The following is a 15,521-nucleotide window of genomic DNA, read 5'->3' on the forward strand; positions in this document are numbered from 1 at the left end:
TCGGCCGATCGACGAGTTTGGGCACAGTAGCATGTCGATCCCATGATCGATCAATCGGAAGCCGCGCCGCGTGTGCGACGCGTCACACGAGCCGAACAGCGAGCGGCGACGCGGTCAGCCATCGTCGAGGCGGCCGTGCAGTGCCTCGTGGACGAGGGGTATGGCGCCCTGACGACGCGCCGTGTGGCGGAACGAGCCGACGTGGCACAGAGCACGCTCATGCACCACTTCCCGTCCCGCGAGGAGCTCATCCTCGAGGCCGTCACGCATGTCGCGCTGCGACTGGCCGACCGCGCGCTCGACACCATCGATCCCCGTGGCCTACGAACCCCTGACGGGCGCGAAGCTGTGCTCGATGAGGCCTGGCGAGAGTTCACATCGCCGCAAGCACTCGCCGCCGCGCAGCTCTGGTCTGCGGTGTGGGATGAGCCCGAGCTCGCCGCGACCCTGCGAGAGCTCGAGGAGCGGATCGGGGCGATCATCCTCACGACTGTCGGCGCGGTCTTCCCTGAGGTCGAGGCCAGGGCGCAGCTGGTCGCGATGGTTCACGCGATGGTTGCGCTAGTCCGCGGCCTCGTGCTGGCGATCCCGATCTGGGGCCGCGTCGCAATCGACGCTCGCTGGGCGGCGATCAAGCCGCTTCTCCTGCAGCTGCTCGAGCAGGTTGTCGACCCGGCAGCAGCAACGGCCGCGACGTAGTAATCGCGCTTCGCTGCCCACGAACGGCGTCTTGTCGATCACGCGATCGACGTGTATGCTCGGCGCATCTCGCCGATCAAGCGATCGGCGAATGTCCGAAGGAGTCCTATGATCGTTACCGCCACAGCAGAGCGCCCGACACCGACGACGAGCGGCATTCGGGTCGCCCAGGACATGCTGCTCAGCGGGTTGATCTCGTTCAACCGGATTGCGGAGAAGGCGGCCGGGTCCGACATCGTGCGCTGGCGCGGCGGTGCACGGCAGGTCTTCGCGATCACGCACCCCGACTACATCGAGCACGTCCTGCGCAAGCACTGCGATCGGTACATGAAGTCGGTCGAGTACCAGCTCGTCAGCACGGTGCTCGGTCGTAGCCTGTTCACCGACGACGGTGACACCTGGCAGCGCCACCGAACGATGCTCAATCCGTTCTTCGCTCGCCGCCAGCTGAACGGGATGATCGACCTGATGATCGACCCGATCGATCGCTACCTCGCCGGGCTCGACGCGCAGGGTGATGCGTTCGAGGTCGAGATGGTCGCGGACATGACGATGCTGACCCTCGACGTCGTCGGCACCGCGCTGTTCGGCCACGAGCTGGGAAGCGTCGCCAAGAAGATGGGCACGGCGGTCACAACCGGCCTTCGACTCGGCGAGATCGCTGCGCGCCTGACGCTCGTCGCCGCCCCACCGGCCTGGGCGGTCAAGCTCCTCGGACACACCGTCCACTACTCGCCGCTGCTGCCACCCCCGCTCGACCGGGCGCAGCTCACGATGCGAACCATCGATCGCATGGTCGAGGACGTGCTGACCGACCGCGGGCAGAACCCCGATGACGGCGACGACCTGCTCGGCATGCTCCTGCGGGCGCGCGACGAGGACGGGACGCTCACGGCGCGGCGCGTCCGCGACGAGGCAGTGACGTTCATGATCGCCGGACACGAGACCACCGCCAACGGCATGGCCTGGATGTGGTACCTGCTCGCACTCAACGGCTGGGCACGAGACCGGATGCTCGACGAGATCGACACCGTCCTCGGCGATCGCCGCCCCACCGCCGAGGACATCCCGAACTTGCCATGGACGAGCGCGTGCTTCCAGGAAGCCCTGCGCTACTTCTCGCCGATCTGGGTCGTGCCGCGGACGGCGATCGACGACGACGAGATCGACGGCTACCGCATCCCCAAAGGCTCCACCGTCCTCGTGCCGGTCAACGCCGTCCACCACGACCCCCGGTTCTGGGAAGACCCGCAACGGTTCGACCCGACCCGGTTCCTCCCCGAGAACGCCAACCACCACCGCTTCGCCTACCTCCCCTTCGGAGCGGGCCAGCGGATCTGCATCGGCCGGACGTTCGCACTGATGGAGGCAACGCTCATCGCCGCGATGATGTCCCAGCGATTCCTCTTCGAGGCGGTGCCGGGCCATCCGGTCGAGCCCGAAGCCACGCTCACGTTGCGCCCTCGGCGCGGCGTCCGCATGATCGCGCGTCGTAGGTCGCAAGTTGGGAGCTCGGAGCGCAGGCGGTAAGCCTGACGGCAAAAAGCACCATTTGGTGTAAAGTTATGGTAGGGTGTCGTCATGACCGAGATCTCGACTTTCGCCCAAGCCCCGCTTGACAGTGTCGGCGTTGCCGATGACGCGCACTGGACCGACGGTGCGCCGCATGAGCTGTTTCGTCGTTTGCGTCGGGAGTGCCCGGTGCATTGGAGCGCCGGGATTGCTCAGTCCCCGCAGGACGCCGGCTTCTGGTCGGTGACGAGCGCTGAGCTGATACAGCAGGTCAGCCGGGACTGGGAGACGTACTCGTCGGCGACGAACTTCGTTTTGAACGATCACCTGGTCCCGATGTTCCTGGTGCAGGGGATGTTCATCGGGATGGATCCCCCCAAGCACGACCGGATCAAGGTGCTGTTCCAGCGCGGGTTCACCCCCAAGCGGATCGCCGAGCACGAGGACATGATCCGGGAGATCACCACGGGAGTGCTCGATGCGATCGAGCAGCGCGAGACCTGCGACCTCGTCACTGACGTCGCGCAGCCGGTCGTCTCGCGCGTGATCGGACGCTTCATGGGCCTCGCCCCTGAGGACGACATCGTCTGGGCGACCAACATCAACAGGATGCTCGGGTTCGGCGACCCCGACCTCAACCCAGGCGGGATCGAGTCGTTGATCGCCGAGCTGCTGCCGCCGATGTTCACCGGGTGCATGGAGCTCGTCGCCGCGCGCCGCGCGAACCCGACCGACGATCTCCTCAGCACCCTGATCTTTGCCGAGATCGATGGCGACAAGCTCACCGACGAGGAGATCTTCGCCGGCTTCGTGCTGCTCATGGCGGCCGGCAACGACTCCACCAAAGCGACGTACACGAGTTGCATGCGCGCGCTGATGGACCACCCCGACCAGCGCCAGAAGCTGATCGACGATCCCTCACTGATCCCGAGCGCAGTCGAGGAGGCGCTGCGGATGTTCCCCGCGTTCGCGCACTTCCGCCGCACCGCGACCAACGACACGGAGCTCGGCGGCTGCGCGATCAAGAAGGGCGACAAGGTCGCGATGTGGTACCCAGCCTCGAACCGCGACGAGACCGTCTACGAGAACCCGGACGTGTTCGACGTCACCCGCAACCCCGAGCACCAGGCGTTCGGCGCCGGAGGACGGCACTTCTGCCTCGGAACCGCGCTCGCGCGCCTCGAGCTGCGGATCCTGGTCGAAGAGACACTCCACCGGTTCCCCGAGATGAGCATCGCCGCCGAACCGACCTGGGTGCTCGCGCAATTCTCCAGCCAGCTCAAAACACTTCCCGTCCGCCTGTACGGCTGATCCCCGCACGGCCTGGCAGGGACTCACGGCACGGCCGGCCCGCCTGGACACTCACCCCGAGGACCCGTGCGCGCGCCGACGGCGTTCGCGCCGGTGATCGCCTGGCACTGCGACAGTCACGAGGAAGTGCCGGAACTCGGTGATCGCCGCGCGCAGCGGCGGGACGTCGCCGTGCTCGAGGAAGTACGCCGCGAACCCCTGCACGTTGGCGACCACCAGCACCCGCAGCACGTCCCGATCGACGCGCAACACCCGCCCACGCGCGAGCTGCGCGTCGATCGCATCGCCAACGATCCCCTCCAACCGATCGCCGATATAACCGGCAGACCCCGAGAAGGCCGGATTGATGACCGCCTCGGCATGCAGGCCAAACCAGGCAGCCAGCAGCGCACGGTCGCTCGTGATCGCGCCCCACACCACCTCAAACCCGCGCGCGACGATCTCAACCGGATCCTCTATCCCCCCAACAGCCTGCTGCAGCTCGTCGAGCATCCGATCACCCACATGGCGGATCACCGCATCCAGCAGACCCTCCCGCGTGCCGTAGTAGTAGACGACTGCGCGCTTCCCGACGCCCGCCTCATCCGCCACCCGCTGCATCGTGAGCGCCGGCAGCCCATCACGCGCGACACACCGAACCGCCGCATCCAGAATCCGCCGCGAAGTACGCTCGCCCTTCCGCGTAAGAACCGGATTCGACGTCACCCCCACGAGCCTAGCTGACCACACAGCCACGCCACGCACGTGCCACCCACAGCATTCAGCCGCCTGCCGGCGTGGATGGCCGGTAGCGCCCGCCGCAAGCAGCAAGAAAGCCACGCCCGGAGGTGAGCGAGCTGCGAGCCAGGCTGTGTTTGCGAATACAGACGCTCCCCGGGACGGCCGATCTCTCATGTTTGGCGCAGACGTGGGTCGGATACCCGCTCCTCGCCAACAGCAGGGCGCCTGAGGCCGCGCCCTCCTTTGCGCAAGTGCAACTCCGGCCGGAGCTCCCTTGCGGTGGCCGCCGATGTGCTCGCGCTCATCTTGATGAGCGGGACGATCTGAAAGCATTGGTCGCTGCCGCTCGCGTGGCGGAGCGTCGACCCGAGTCGACGCTGGTCGCGTCGCTGCTGGGTTGGAAGGGGGCTCGACAGTCGCTTCCGGTAGAGCGTCGGCTAGTCCATTCGGAGGAACAGTCGCCCGTATCAGCGAGCGGTCGGCTGGCGAGCCTGTCGGGGGGCGTAGCGCGAACCTGACCGCACCGGTACGTTAGATCGCATCCACAGCTTCTCGACCGGCCGGCCCACGCCGCCGCTTGCGCGTCAAGCGCGTCGAGCACTGCTCGCTTGAGTTTATCGAGCGTGCTGGTGAGAGCCAGATCGGGCGTGATGACGGTGATCCCCCCGCGCTTGAGGACGTCTGCCAGGAACCGCGGTCGTCGGTGATCAGCAGCTCGGCGTGGCCGGCGATCGCAAATGCGCACACGTGCACGTTGTCGGGGTCGGTGGTCGCGCCGGACGCCGCGCCGGGTGCATCGAGGCCGTGCAGGTCGACCCGGTCCGCCCGGAACGAGCTTGAGAGGAAGCCCACACAGCAGTCGGCTACCTCAGCGGAGACCCCCTTGCGGCAAACTAGCGCGGAGCGCGCCTCAGCTCTCTATGAAGGAGGGGTCGGTGTCAAGGGGTCGGTGATGGGTCATGGTCCGCGGCAGGGGTCGTGTGGCGTAGCGTGACGCAACTCTCTATCGCCTCATCTCGTGAGGACCAGGTGCTATGGGTGTCTCGCTCCGGTGGCGCATCTCAAAGAGGGCCGTCTATGCGGCCAGAGCCGGCGTGGCGCCTGCCGGAGCGAAGGGTTGGTCGCGGGTGAGCATGTGCCAGATCGCCTCGGCGAGCCGCCGGGCGATATCGACCTGCGCGACCTTCGCGCCGCGCTGTCGGCCGAGCCGGTGCTTGTTGCGCTGGTAGCGCTCCCGGTAGGCGGGGTGCCGGCACGCGTGGGTGGCGGCTTCCATCAACGCCCAGCGCAGGTACTTCGGGCCGGCGTGCGTCAGCGGGCCGCGGCGGTCGGTTGACCCGGACTGGTAGACGCGTGGGCACAGGCCGGTGTAGCCGGTCAGCTTCGCCGGCGTGCTGAAGCGGTGGATGTCGCCGATCTCGGAGGCGATCGTGTAGCCGAGCACCCACGCGATCCCGGGCGCGCTCATCAGCGTCGGGACGTACGGATGATCGGCACCGAGCGCCTTGAGTTCCCGGTCGATGTCCACGATCTGGCGATCGAGGTCGTCGATCATCGCCAGCGCGGCAAGCACCCCGCCCCGCCACGGCTCGGGGAAGTCCAGGCGGGCGAGCAGCTCGCGGCCCTCGCGCCCGAACAAGTCCGCCACCGGGCAGGTGTGCCCGAACGCGAGCAGCTGCGCATGGATCCGATGCTTCAGCGAGCTGCGCTTGCGGACCAGAAACAGCCGCCAGCGCGCACGTTCGCGCTCCGCACGCTGCTCGAAGGACGGCAGCCAGATCGCCGGGACCAGCTCACGGCGGGAGAGCTCGGCCAGCACCCACGCGTCGATCCGGTCGGTCTTGCACGCCAACGGCGCCAGCCCCTTGACCTTCTGCGCGTCCGCGACCTCGACCTCCCAGCCACAGCGCTCCAGCGTGTCGTGCACGAACCGGGCGCCGTTCATCGACTCGATCGCCGTCCGCACCTCAACCGGCCCGAACCGCTCACGCACCCCGCGCGCGAACCCCCGCAGCCCGTCCCCATCCGGCGGCACAGCCGCCAGCTCGAGCCGCCCGCCCTCCCCGTCCAGCAAGCAGTAGTCCAACGTTTACGACTGAGATCAAGTCCGGCGTGCAACATGAAGACGGGCCTCCTTCGGGCGCGGTCCTTCGATGACACGCCGGAGCGTGCCACCGGAGGAGGCCTCCTTCATGACATTCAGAGAGCAGTTCCTCGCTCCAGATCAGGGTGAACAGCCGTGGCCCGGTCGCGAGACGTCCAAACATGTCGTGCAGCACGCGAGAGAAGATGACGTCGTTGCCCAGGACCGCCCGCCGCGGCGCGGTGCTGTCACTCAAGCGGGGCGCCGAGATCGTCGAGCGAACGCGACCACGCGTCGGCACGGGAGCGAGCGGCTTTGCGTTGGCTTTGCGTCGTTCATCGAACTCGATCACCGATCCGATAGGAAGACGCCAGACGCCCGAAGCTCGAGGATGCCAGCCTCTCCGCCGCGAGCTCCCCTGCCACGATCAGCCTGACGACGTGCTGGCGCGAGAACCCCAGCCCACCCGCCGCCTGGCGGGGCGAGAGGAACCCGCGCTCCTCGGCGACCGTCACCGTGATCCGCTTGCCGTCGCCCAGCAACCGTTCGATCTCGTCGGAGACCGGCGCCGCGCGGTCGCGACCGTCGGGATCGAGGCGGACTGTCTTCACAGACTCATCCTTGCAAGCCTGTCGCACCTGCACTTCGCTGCACGTGCATCAACCTAAGGGCGGAGGTCAGCGCGGAGCCCCGTGGTCGCCCGACGACGAGAATGCGGACACCTCGTCGACGCCCCTCACCGAACAGCGCGCGGAGACAGCGCGGAGACGTATAGATAGGAGGCGCGGCGTTATGCGTCTCTGTACGCCCACCGGACTACCGCTCGATGTCCCGGACGGGCCTCTGCCGGCGCCGCTGCGACCGATCAGGACGCCCGCGTAGAGGTGTTCCCGGTTCGAGGCCGACGGGTCGATGTCGCGTGCTCGTGGTCGAGATCGTCCTGAGCTGGGCGATCGCTGTCCGCTCGAGTTCAGCTGCGCGCTCAGCCTCCCCGGCCGCTGCGTGCATGTCGCGAATCGCGTCGCCGAGTGACCGAACACGGGAGAACAGCAGCCCGTTCGAGGCCGGCCCCGTTGCGGAGCGGAGCAGCAGCCGTGCCGTTGTCTGCGTCGGCGGGAACGGCCGACGCGGCGTGCCGGGAACCTGCGCCGCGCGCAGCTGCGCCGTGCGCGCGATCGCTCGGCCAGTCTCGGCGAGCGGTCCCGGCACGGGCTCGGTGCGCAGCGACCAGGCGGCAAGGATCCCCGCGGCGTCGCGCGCGACGAGCGCCCAGGTGCTCTGATCGGCGTGCGACACGGTGCGGAGTCGTTCACGTAGCTGCGCCAGCTGGCTAGCGCACTCCGCCTGTAGCTCGGGCGTCGGCGGCGTCGAGGTCCTGCGCGACCGGTCGCCCACCGACGACCGTATCCACGCAGCCACGCGCGCGTTCGCGTCGAGCTCCGGCCACGCCGCGCGCAGGCGTGGAAGTGTCAGCTCTCGACTCAACCGGCCGCCGCCGTACCAGATGGTCTGCCCACCCTGCTCGGGCTCCAGGGCGACCGAGTAGCCGACGACGTCGTCCCGGCCGCCCTTCTCGTACCGCGGTCGCCACAGAACCCCCTCGGCCATGAGGTGGCCGACGAAGTCGCGCTCGTCAACCGCGGCGGTGGCACATGCCCTGACGATCCGCTCGAGTTGCCGACGGGCGGTGTGCTCAGTAGGGATCCGCTCAACCCCGGAACGGCTGCCGTCGACTTGGCAGGCGATGACCTCGGCCGGTTTGACGCCGCGCTCACCGGCGCCGCGGCCGCACGCCTCGACCTGGTTCAGCCCGAACTCCTGCTCGAGCGTCCGACACGCCCGCTGAGCGCGAGGCCGGTCCATGTGTACGCTCGCCACCTTGCCGTCATCCCGCACAAGGTTCACGACGACGTGGATGTGGTCGCTGTCGCCGGCGGAGCGCCCGTGGTGCACAGCAACCCACCGGCACGCAGGGCGACCGTCGAGCGGATCGAAGCCGAGCATCGAGACGTAGCGCTCGGCGATCCGCCGCCACGTCTCGTCGCCGAGGTTCGGCTCGGTCGGGTGCAGCGCGAGCGAGCAATGCCACACGTGTGCCGCCCGGCGTTCGCCGGTCGACTGCCCGTCTGCGTCCTTGATCGCGATCGTCACCTCGGTGCCGAAGTCCCGCATCGGCTCATCCAATAGGCTGGCGATCGGTCCGACGTCGCGCGGCGCGAGGACTCGCTCGCCGTGTTCGACCAATAGCGTCCCGGGCTGCCCCGCCACCAGGTGCGGGTGCTCGTGTTCGTCTCGACGCCCGCGACCAGCGAGGTAGCGCAGCAGCTTCACCGTGCTGCCGCCGCGCGTGATGTTCGGGATCACCTATCTCCCCCTCTCAGCGCAGCTCGCCGACGATGCGATGGAGCTCGTCGCGCATCTCGGCGAGCTCGTCCAGGTAGCCAGTGACGCGACCGACCGCGACGACCTGCCCGGCGATGTTCGCCTGACGCGCGAGCTGGTTGACGTTGTTCGCGAGGTTCCCCAGCAGCCGCTCGAACCGGTTGAGCTTGACCACGACCCGCTGCCGCTCGGCCTTGGTCTCGACCTGGGCGAGCGCGGACTCGACCAGCAGCCGCGACATCGACACGCCCGCCTTCTGGGCACGCGCACGGAGCTGCGCCAGCTCCTCCTCGCTAAGCGTCACCCGTAGGCCCGTGGGACGACGACCCGGGTGCTTCGCACGACGCTCCCGCGGCCGATCACGCCGCCCTGCGGGCGCGCTCACGACGTCCGCCTTTCAAGCCAGCGCAGCGACCCGCCCCCTGGGCGGGACCACCCCGTCAGGCCGCCGGCCGGCGGACAAGCCGATAGTGGGATCACGATAGTGATACCACTATCGTATAGCTTGCTCTGGCTCAAGGACTCTGGCTCAAGGAGTGTTACCCACTTCTGGCCTCGGTTAAGCGTGGTTAGCATTTAGTACTAGTCAGGACACGTAGCGCCGTAGCGTCCGGCTCCAGGTGCCGAGCCATGGCCATCCGGCCTGCGGCACGATTCGGGCTTTGAGTCGGTAAGCGTGTCCGGCGGCTGCGGCAGGGACGGGAAGTACGGCGCTCCAGCGGCCTTGCGCGTTGGTGCGGATCGGCTCGCGGATCGGCTGCCACCCGAGCGGATCGCCGCTGGCGGTCTCCCACAGCTGCACCAACACCCCACCAGCCGGGATGTACCCGCCGAGCACCCGGCCGGTGGCGTGGACCACGTGGCCGCGGCCTGGAGTGAGGCGGGCGGGCAGATGGATCAGGAGGTGGCTGCGGGCGATGATCGGCTGTACCGCGGTGGTCGCCTGCACGGTCGCGGTGCCGGGGTAGGTGAAGATCAGCTCGCCGGAGGGTCCATGCACGGGATAGGTGAACTGCCCGTACTGGTTCGTCGTGACTGTCCCGAGTGCTTGGCGCGGCCAGTTGCCCTGCGGCTGTCTGGACACATCGATCACCGCGCCCGGCACCGCCCGCCCACTGACGCTGAGCAGGCCAACGACACGCTGCGCGGCGTGCCAACGCAACCGGATCGTGTCCGCCGCGACCCGCTCCCACCGGCAACGCCGCCGGCCATGATGGCGCCCGCACACACGCTCGCGAACAGTGTTCGGGACGAGGATGGTGTGGCAGGAGCTGTGGTGCCGGGCGCAGTAGCGCCGGGTGCTGCGTGTGCGGTGCGCCGCCGAGCAGCGGCGGTGGTGCTCGCAGAGCACCAGGACCTGATGGGCCTGCGGTGCGACGCTCACTCCGGACGGGGTGCCGTACGCGGCGATCTGCAACACCTCGCTCGCTGCCGGCCCGCTCACCCCGGCGTTGGTGACCGCGTGACAGGAGATCTGATGGGGCCCGTTCCCAGCGACCGGCACGGTCATGCTCGAACTGGCGGCGGTCTGCGCCGCGCCGCCGTCGACGCTGCATACGATCTCAGCGATCCCGGACGGTGCGGCGCTCTGCTCGCTGCCGCTCACAAGCACCGTCTGCGCGCCCTGGTCGGTCGCGGGCGCCGGTGGCGCACCGGAGAACGCGACCTGCGGAACCGCGTCGTCGACCTGCACCACCTCGCTCGCGCTCCCCGACATCCCAGCCGCGGTGCTCGCGGTACACGTCACCGTCCAGATCCCGGTAGCGGTCAGCTTCACACTCCCCGACGTCCCGGAACTGGTGCTCGCGAGCTGCTGACCGGCCTGCCCGTTCACCGCTACGCAGGACACGCCGTCGACCCCGCTCTCCACGACCGGCTCCGAGCCGCCGGCGACGACCGTCGGCTGACCGCCGTTCCACGCCGGCGCCGCCAGCACGTTCGAGAACGCCACGCTCGGCTTCTGTTCGTCGATCAGCACGGTCAGCGACCCGCTGCCGGTGTTGTGCACGCCCTGCGGATCGACCGCGTTGTTTGAGACCGTGCACTGGATGTCGTGCCGGCCATTGCCATCGACCGTGACATCGGATCCGGCGCTCATCGTCAACGGGTTGCCATTATCGGCGCACGACAGGCTCGAGACCCCCGAAGGCCCGACGATCGGCTGCACGTGCACGGTCACCGCATGATCGGCGCCGCTCCACGACCCCGGGCTCGGATCGTTGACCGCGCTCAACGCCACCGACGGAGCCTGATTGTCGATCTGAAGCGTCGTCGAGGACGAGCTCGTGTTCCCCGCGGCGTTGGCATCCTGGACCGTGTAGCCCGACCTGCCGTTCGGGAACTCCGTCGTGTCGAGCGTCGCGTTCCACGGCGTGTTGTTCGGGCACTGCTGCCAGGTCGTCCCGTTCGGGATCGAGTTCTGCGACGGGGTGGTCCCGTCGATCGTGTAGGAGTAGGTGCAGACCCCGCTGGGATCCGAGCCGACCAGCGTCGCGTTCCACGGATCACCGGCCGGGTTCCAGATCCACCCCCCGCCCGTGTAGAACACGTTCCCCGGGCCCACAGCCGTGAGCGACGGATCACTCGTCTCGGTCGCCGTCAAACTGAAACTCGGGACATAGATCTGCGCGAAATCGCTGCACGACGCCGCGCCGCAGGTCAGCTGAAACCCGACATACGGGCTCGAACCGCTGAACCCCGGGCACGCGCTCGTGCCGAGCTGGATCGTCTCGTTGCTCGCCGGCGACCACTGGCACCCACCACCTGACCAGTACGCGCCCCCGCCCCACTGATTGCCGTTGTTGACGTTCGTGACATACACGCCGTTGAACGTAAGGCTGTTGATCGTGATCCCCGCCGGCGCGTCGATCTCCCCCTGCGCATAAGCGCCCTGGCTGACCGCGAACCCCTGACTCTGCAGGTAATCAGCGTTCAACGTCTGCCCCGAGCTGCCGTTCCCGCAGTACATCATCGCCCCGGTCGTGTGAAAGCTCGTCAACGCGCACGTCGACCCGCCCTGCCCCGCAGTGCTCGCCAACGTCAACTGCCCAGCCGTCGCGGCCGGTGCCCCCGCCAGCCCGACCGCCGCGAGCACGGCGACCAGACCCGCGAGCCGACCCGGCGATGCCCACGCGAACGGTCTCATCCCAATCTCCCCGCTACCACTCCTGCGCGCGTCAGCCGATCGGGCAGGACACGCTGACCGCGATCCCGTCGTTCACCGGCTGCCCGGCGGAGTTGAAGACCTGGAACTGCCAGCCGATCACGTACCCGCTGGTGTCGTGGTACTCCGACTCGGTCACGGTGTCCGCCGAGGACGGCGCCAGCGACGTCGGGTTCGGTGCCTGCACAGGCGTCGCCGTCGCCGCACAGGTGTTGACGACAGTCGGAGCGGCGCTCGGCCGAAACTCATACGCACCGTTGAGCCCGGCCGTCAGCGTCCCACCTTGCTGGACGCGGACCTGCCCGCCGGGTTCAGCAACCCCGAAGGCGGTGACTGGCGATGGCCCCGCCGGACCCTGCACGCCCTGCGGTCCCTCGGGCCCCCGCACATTCCAAGTGATCCGATGCTGCCCGCGTCCGCAACGCGGCTTGACGAGCAGGACCCGCGCGTGAACCTCGACACACCCTCGGATCACCTTCGGCCCGCCGCTCGGTGAGGCGAGCGCATAACCACTGCTCGCTGCAACCGCGGACAGCACGCTGACGGCAGCGATCTTCAGGGCTCTGGACGGGAGTTGACGCATCGGAGTGGCTCCTTTCGGGGAGGCGAACGTCATAGGATGGGCGGGAAGGAGCGCGACGAGCTCTGGTGGTTCTGCACCGGGGCCGAAGGTGGCGCGGACGTTTGAGCCGGCGGGGCCGGCTCGCGTGTCGACGAGAAGCCGCTCGGGGAACTCGAGAGAGCCTGCGGAGTGCCGCTCGGATTGACCGCACCCGCGGCGTTGACAGATCTGGTGTGGCGAACCAAGCGGCGCCTGCTCGCCCGGTGATGCGTGGGCACGCGAACGCCCCGCGCCACCGTGACGATCGACTTGCGCAGTTCAGCGATGACGAGCGCCATCGGCAGCAACGTCGCACGGGCAGTATGCGCGTGGGCTGACGCGGTCACCGGCGCGGCATTGGCCGGCCTGCCAGCGGGCCGGCCGCGAGACGCCGCGGTCCCGCCGGCGAGCGTCATCAAGGGCAGCGAGACAGCGACCACCGCAACGGAAAGCAGCACCTTGCGCGGCCGACCGCGAACGCGCTCAGCCGCGTCACGGGCGGGACTCGCACGATGGACCGCACCCTCGCGCGCGTAAATCGGCGTGCGCGTCGGTCGCTCGGACGGTGCGGTGATCTCGTCGGCATCGCGGCCTCTGTCTGCCGTGGGCGCGACGGGCGGTTGGGACGGTGGGGCGTTTGGCGACGGTTCAGTCGCCGTTCGCCAGCCGAGCGACGGCTGGCGCTCTGTGTCAGACGTGGTGCCGGTTCGCCCGGGAGCTTGTTGCGCCGAATCGCTCGCGGAGTGAGCACCGGCGGTAAATTGACCGAGCAGCGAGCGGGCGCCGAGGCTGTCCTCGTCAGGATCAACGGATTGCGACGGCGACTCGGCGGCGCGGCGGCGCGCCTGGAAGTCGACTTCGGTCACGACTCGGCGGAGGTCGAAGTCGCCGTTACCCGAGAATTCGTTCATGGGACCCAGCGGGCTACGATACCATCTGTTGACGCAGGATAAGCGCAACCCGGAGAGTGCTCTCTCGCATGTCCACTTCCAATCCAGACGAACTGCTGACCGTCGCCGAGATCGCGCGCGAGCTCAAGTACACCGAAGCGACGATCCGCGTCTGGATCAAGCAGGGCCGACTCCGCGCGATCCAGGCGACAAACCGGGAGTACCGCGTGCGCCGCTCCGATCTTCAAGCGATGCTCAGCAAGCAGGAGCCCCAACCGACCGGGCCTACGGAGGTTGCGTCCCTGGAGGACTCATTGGTCGGGCAGTTCACGCACGATGACGCTTGACCGCGCGATGACCCAGCTGCGGGTCGCGGAGGCGAGCTGGCAGAACGCGCTCAAACAGCACCGCACGGCCCCTCCGGACGCCGGCTACCCCCGTCGTCTGCGGGAGCTCGCCGACGCCTGCGAGCAGCAGCAGATCGCCTACGACTACGCCGCGACGCAGGGGCTCGGGTGGAAGCCGCTGCCGCCGGCCAAGCGCCCCGCCCCCCACGAACTCAGCCCTGAGAGCGGTCGCCCTGGGCCGCCTGAGACGTGGCAGGAGTTCGATCAGGCGATCGAGGACCTCTCACGCGCGTTCGAGGGAATCAGCGTCGCGGCGATCGCCCGAGCGTTCGGCGAGCTCTCGCGGATCGCTCGGGCTCTGTCTGCCGCGGTCGCAGACCACGGCAGCGAGCAGGCGCGGGGACGTAGACCGGCGTAAGCGCGGCCGGTCGGTCGCTCGCCGCGACCGCTATCGGCTCGGGGAGTCATCGGTGCTCGGTGGTGCCGGGACCCATGCGGCCTGGAGGCGCCGCAGCGCTGGAGATCCGATTACAGCGCGCCCGCCCGGAGGTACTGGAACCCGTCGTGGGTCGCCTCATCAACGAGGTTCGGCGGCTTGGCCGAGACCTCGGGCGGCACGCTGGTCGACCCTTCGGCTGGGCGCACATCGATCACCGCCCGCCCGCGGTACACGCGGGCGATGAGCTCCTGGCGGTCGATCGTTTCGCGGCCGGGCCGAGGTAGTCGGGGGCGGCGCGTTAGCACCTGCAAGCGCTGCGCGCCGCCGGGAGCAAGCAGTGCGCTGACTGCCGCTCGCATAACGGAGGCGTCGATGAGGGCCCTGGCGTGCTTCCCGCTCGGGAACGAACTCGAGGTGCCGGGGCCTCGATCCAGATCGTGGCGGAGCCATCACGCGGTTGGTGGTGCCGGGCGTGATCGCTGTCGGCTCACGTGATCGCGCCGCCATCGTCCTGCGGCGGGATGCCGGTCGCCGGTCTCGTCGCTCCCGCGCCGTTGCGCTTGCAGCGACTATCTCGGCACCGGCGCGGATCCGGGCTGCGCCGGTGACCTGACCCTTTGCGGGGACACGAGAGCAGAGCGGATGCTGGAGCTCGACGGTCCCGAGCTGCTACGGCCGCCGCAACGCGCGCACGAGGACGGCGGGGTGCAGAGCCATCTTTGCTCCGACGACCACGGCGAAAGCGACCAGGCCAAGCAGCGGCCGGAGATGCGGGCGGATCCGTTGTATTCGACCGTCCGGGGCCAGCTCGACAACCATCGCATCGCCAAGCTTGAACGGGCCAACACGGGCCTCACCGCACAGCAACGCCACCTTGCCGTCGGTCACCTCGTCTTTCCAGGTGAGACCTGTCAGCGACCCGTACACAGCGTCGAACAAGACGCGTAGGTCGCCTTGGCCCCGGAAGACCATGCGTCCGGAGATCGGCGACACAAGTTCGGCGTCGACCGCGAGCTCCGACATGAACCCGCCAACGTCCCCGGCTTGCGAGGCGACGCGGAACCGCTCGATTGCATCGTGCACGACCACGATTGTCTCATCCCACGTTGAGAACGACGACTTCGCTTGCCCGACCGCGACGGCGTGCTCACGCGTCGGGCGGTCCTTCTGCAACCGCGCAGACACCAGGCGGCGATCACAAGCGTGGCGTAGGACTCGTGCGCGACCAGGACGGCCGCGTCGCTGGATCGTCGCCAAAGCGCTCGCGATCCTGCAGGCGGGCCCGAGATGGAAACGATCGTGTCCGTGCGGGCTGGCCCGGCGGCGGCGCCAGTGGCCAGCCTGATCCGCGCCCTCCCGCGAACTGACGGGGTG

General features: G+C 68.7%; 15 protein-coding genes. 5 read left to right on the top strand and 10 right to left on the bottom strand.

What is annotated here, in order from left to right:
• The first annotated feature begins 42 nt into the window (after nucleotides 1–42).
• The 3 genes from M3M55_RS02470 to M3M55_RS02480 are packed head-to-tail and all read left to right on the top strand — an operon-like array spanning nucleotide 43 to nucleotide 3,522.
• The gene (locus M3M55_RS02470) at nucleotides 43–699 is read left to right on the top strand and encodes a TetR/AcrR family transcriptional regulator (RefSeq protein WP_249011243.1); all 657 of its coding nucleotides are present in this window, start codon (nucleotides 43–45) and stop codon (nucleotides 697–699) included.
• 51 nt (nucleotides 700–750) lie between these two features.
• Nucleotides 751–2,229 (top strand): cytochrome P450, encoded by a 1,479-nt coding sequence (locus M3M55_RS02475; RefSeq protein WP_249011244.1) that lies wholly within the window; start codon nucleotides 751–753, stop codon nucleotides 2,227–2,229.
• 51 nt (nucleotides 2,230–2,280) lie between these two features.
• Nucleotides 2,281–3,522, top strand: a complete 1,242-nt coding sequence (locus tag M3M55_RS02480) for a cytochrome P450 (RefSeq protein ID WP_249011245.1) — start codon at nucleotides 2,281–2,283, stop codon at nucleotides 3,520–3,522.
• A 51-nt stretch (nucleotides 3,523–3,573) separates the two neighbouring features.
• Here the strand turns inward: M3M55_RS02480 and M3M55_RS02485 are convergent, their stop codons facing one another.
• The 8 genes from M3M55_RS02485 to M3M55_RS02520 all read right to left on the bottom strand — a co-directional run bounded on the left by M3M55_RS02485 (nucleotide 3,574) and on the right by M3M55_RS02520 (nucleotide 13,382).
• Nucleotides 3,574–4,227, bottom strand: coding sequence for a TetR/AcrR family transcriptional regulator (locus M3M55_RS02485; protein ID WP_249011246.1), 654 nt, complete (start codon nucleotides 4,225–4,227; stop codon nucleotides 3,574–3,576).
• 1,090 nt (nucleotides 4,228–5,317) lie between these two features.
• The gene (locus M3M55_RS02490) at nucleotides 5,318–6,328 is read right to left on the bottom strand and encodes an IS110 family transposase (protein WP_249011247.1); all 1,011 of its coding nucleotides are present in this window, start codon (nucleotides 6,326–6,328) and stop codon (nucleotides 5,318–5,320) included.
• A 332-nt stretch (nucleotides 6,329–6,660) separates the two neighbouring features.
• Nucleotides 6,661–6,936, bottom strand: a complete 276-nt coding sequence (locus M3M55_RS02495; protein ID WP_249011248.1) for a hypothetical protein — start codon at nucleotides 6,934–6,936, stop codon at nucleotides 6,661–6,663.
• 205 nt (nucleotides 6,937–7,141) lie between these two features.
• The gene (locus M3M55_RS02500) at nucleotides 7,142–8,689 is read right to left on the bottom strand and encodes a relaxase/mobilization nuclease domain-containing protein (protein ID WP_249011249.1); all 1,548 of its coding nucleotides are present in this window, start codon (nucleotides 8,687–8,689) and stop codon (nucleotides 7,142–7,144) included.
• 13 nt (nucleotides 8,690–8,702) lie between these two features.
• Nucleotides 8,703–9,092 (bottom strand): plasmid mobilization relaxosome protein MobC, encoded by a 390-nt coding sequence (locus M3M55_RS02505; RefSeq protein WP_371878722.1) that lies wholly within the window; start codon nucleotides 9,090–9,092, stop codon nucleotides 8,703–8,705.
• Nucleotides 9,093–9,293: 201 nt separating this feature from the next.
• Nucleotides 9,294–11,852 (bottom strand): hypothetical protein, encoded by a 2,559-nt coding sequence (locus M3M55_RS02510; RefSeq protein ID WP_249011251.1) that lies wholly within the window; start codon nucleotides 11,850–11,852, stop codon nucleotides 9,294–9,296.
• A 31-nt stretch (nucleotides 11,853–11,883) separates the two neighbouring features.
• Complete coding sequence (locus M3M55_RS02515; protein ID WP_249011252.1) at nucleotides 11,884–12,453, bottom strand: hypothetical protein; 570 nt, start codon at nucleotides 12,451–12,453, stop codon at nucleotides 11,884–11,886.
• A gap of 29 nt (nucleotides 12,454–12,482) precedes the next feature.
• Complete coding sequence (locus M3M55_RS02520; RefSeq protein ID WP_249011253.1) at nucleotides 12,483–13,382, bottom strand: hypothetical protein; 900 nt, start codon at nucleotides 13,380–13,382, stop codon at nucleotides 12,483–12,485.
• A gap of 68 nt (nucleotides 13,383–13,450) precedes the next feature.
• Between M3M55_RS02520 and M3M55_RS02525 the strand changes: the two genes are divergently transcribed.
• A complete protein-coding gene (locus M3M55_RS02525) occupies nucleotides 13,451–13,708 on the top strand; it encodes a helix-turn-helix domain-containing protein (protein WP_249011254.1) in 258 nt (85 codons plus the stop codon).
• The gene (locus tag M3M55_RS02530) at nucleotides 13,698–14,126 is read left to right on the top strand and encodes a hypothetical protein (RefSeq protein ID WP_249011255.1); all 429 of its coding nucleotides are present in this window, start codon (nucleotides 13,698–13,700) and stop codon (nucleotides 14,124–14,126) included. Before M3M55_RS02525 ends, M3M55_RS02530 begins: the two co-directional genes overlap by 11 nt.
• A gap of 110 nt (nucleotides 14,127–14,236) precedes the next feature.
• On the opposite strand, the gene M3M55_RS02535 is transcribed toward M3M55_RS02530, so the two are convergent.
• The gene (locus tag M3M55_RS02535) at nucleotides 14,237–14,506 is read right to left on the bottom strand and encodes a hypothetical protein (RefSeq protein WP_249011256.1); all 270 of its coding nucleotides are present in this window, start codon (nucleotides 14,504–14,506) and stop codon (nucleotides 14,237–14,239) included.
• 310 nt (nucleotides 14,507–14,816) lie between these two features.
• Nucleotides 14,817–15,404 (bottom strand): hypothetical protein, encoded by a 588-nt coding sequence (locus tag M3M55_RS02540; protein ID WP_249011257.1) that lies wholly within the window; start codon nucleotides 15,402–15,404, stop codon nucleotides 14,817–14,819.
• Nucleotides 15,405–15,521: the final 117 nt, after the last annotated feature.

Source organism: Conexibacter sp. DBS9H8, from assembly GCF_023330685.1.
GTDB lineage: Bacteria > Actinomycetota > Thermoleophilia > Solirubrobacterales > Solirubrobacteraceae > Palsa-465.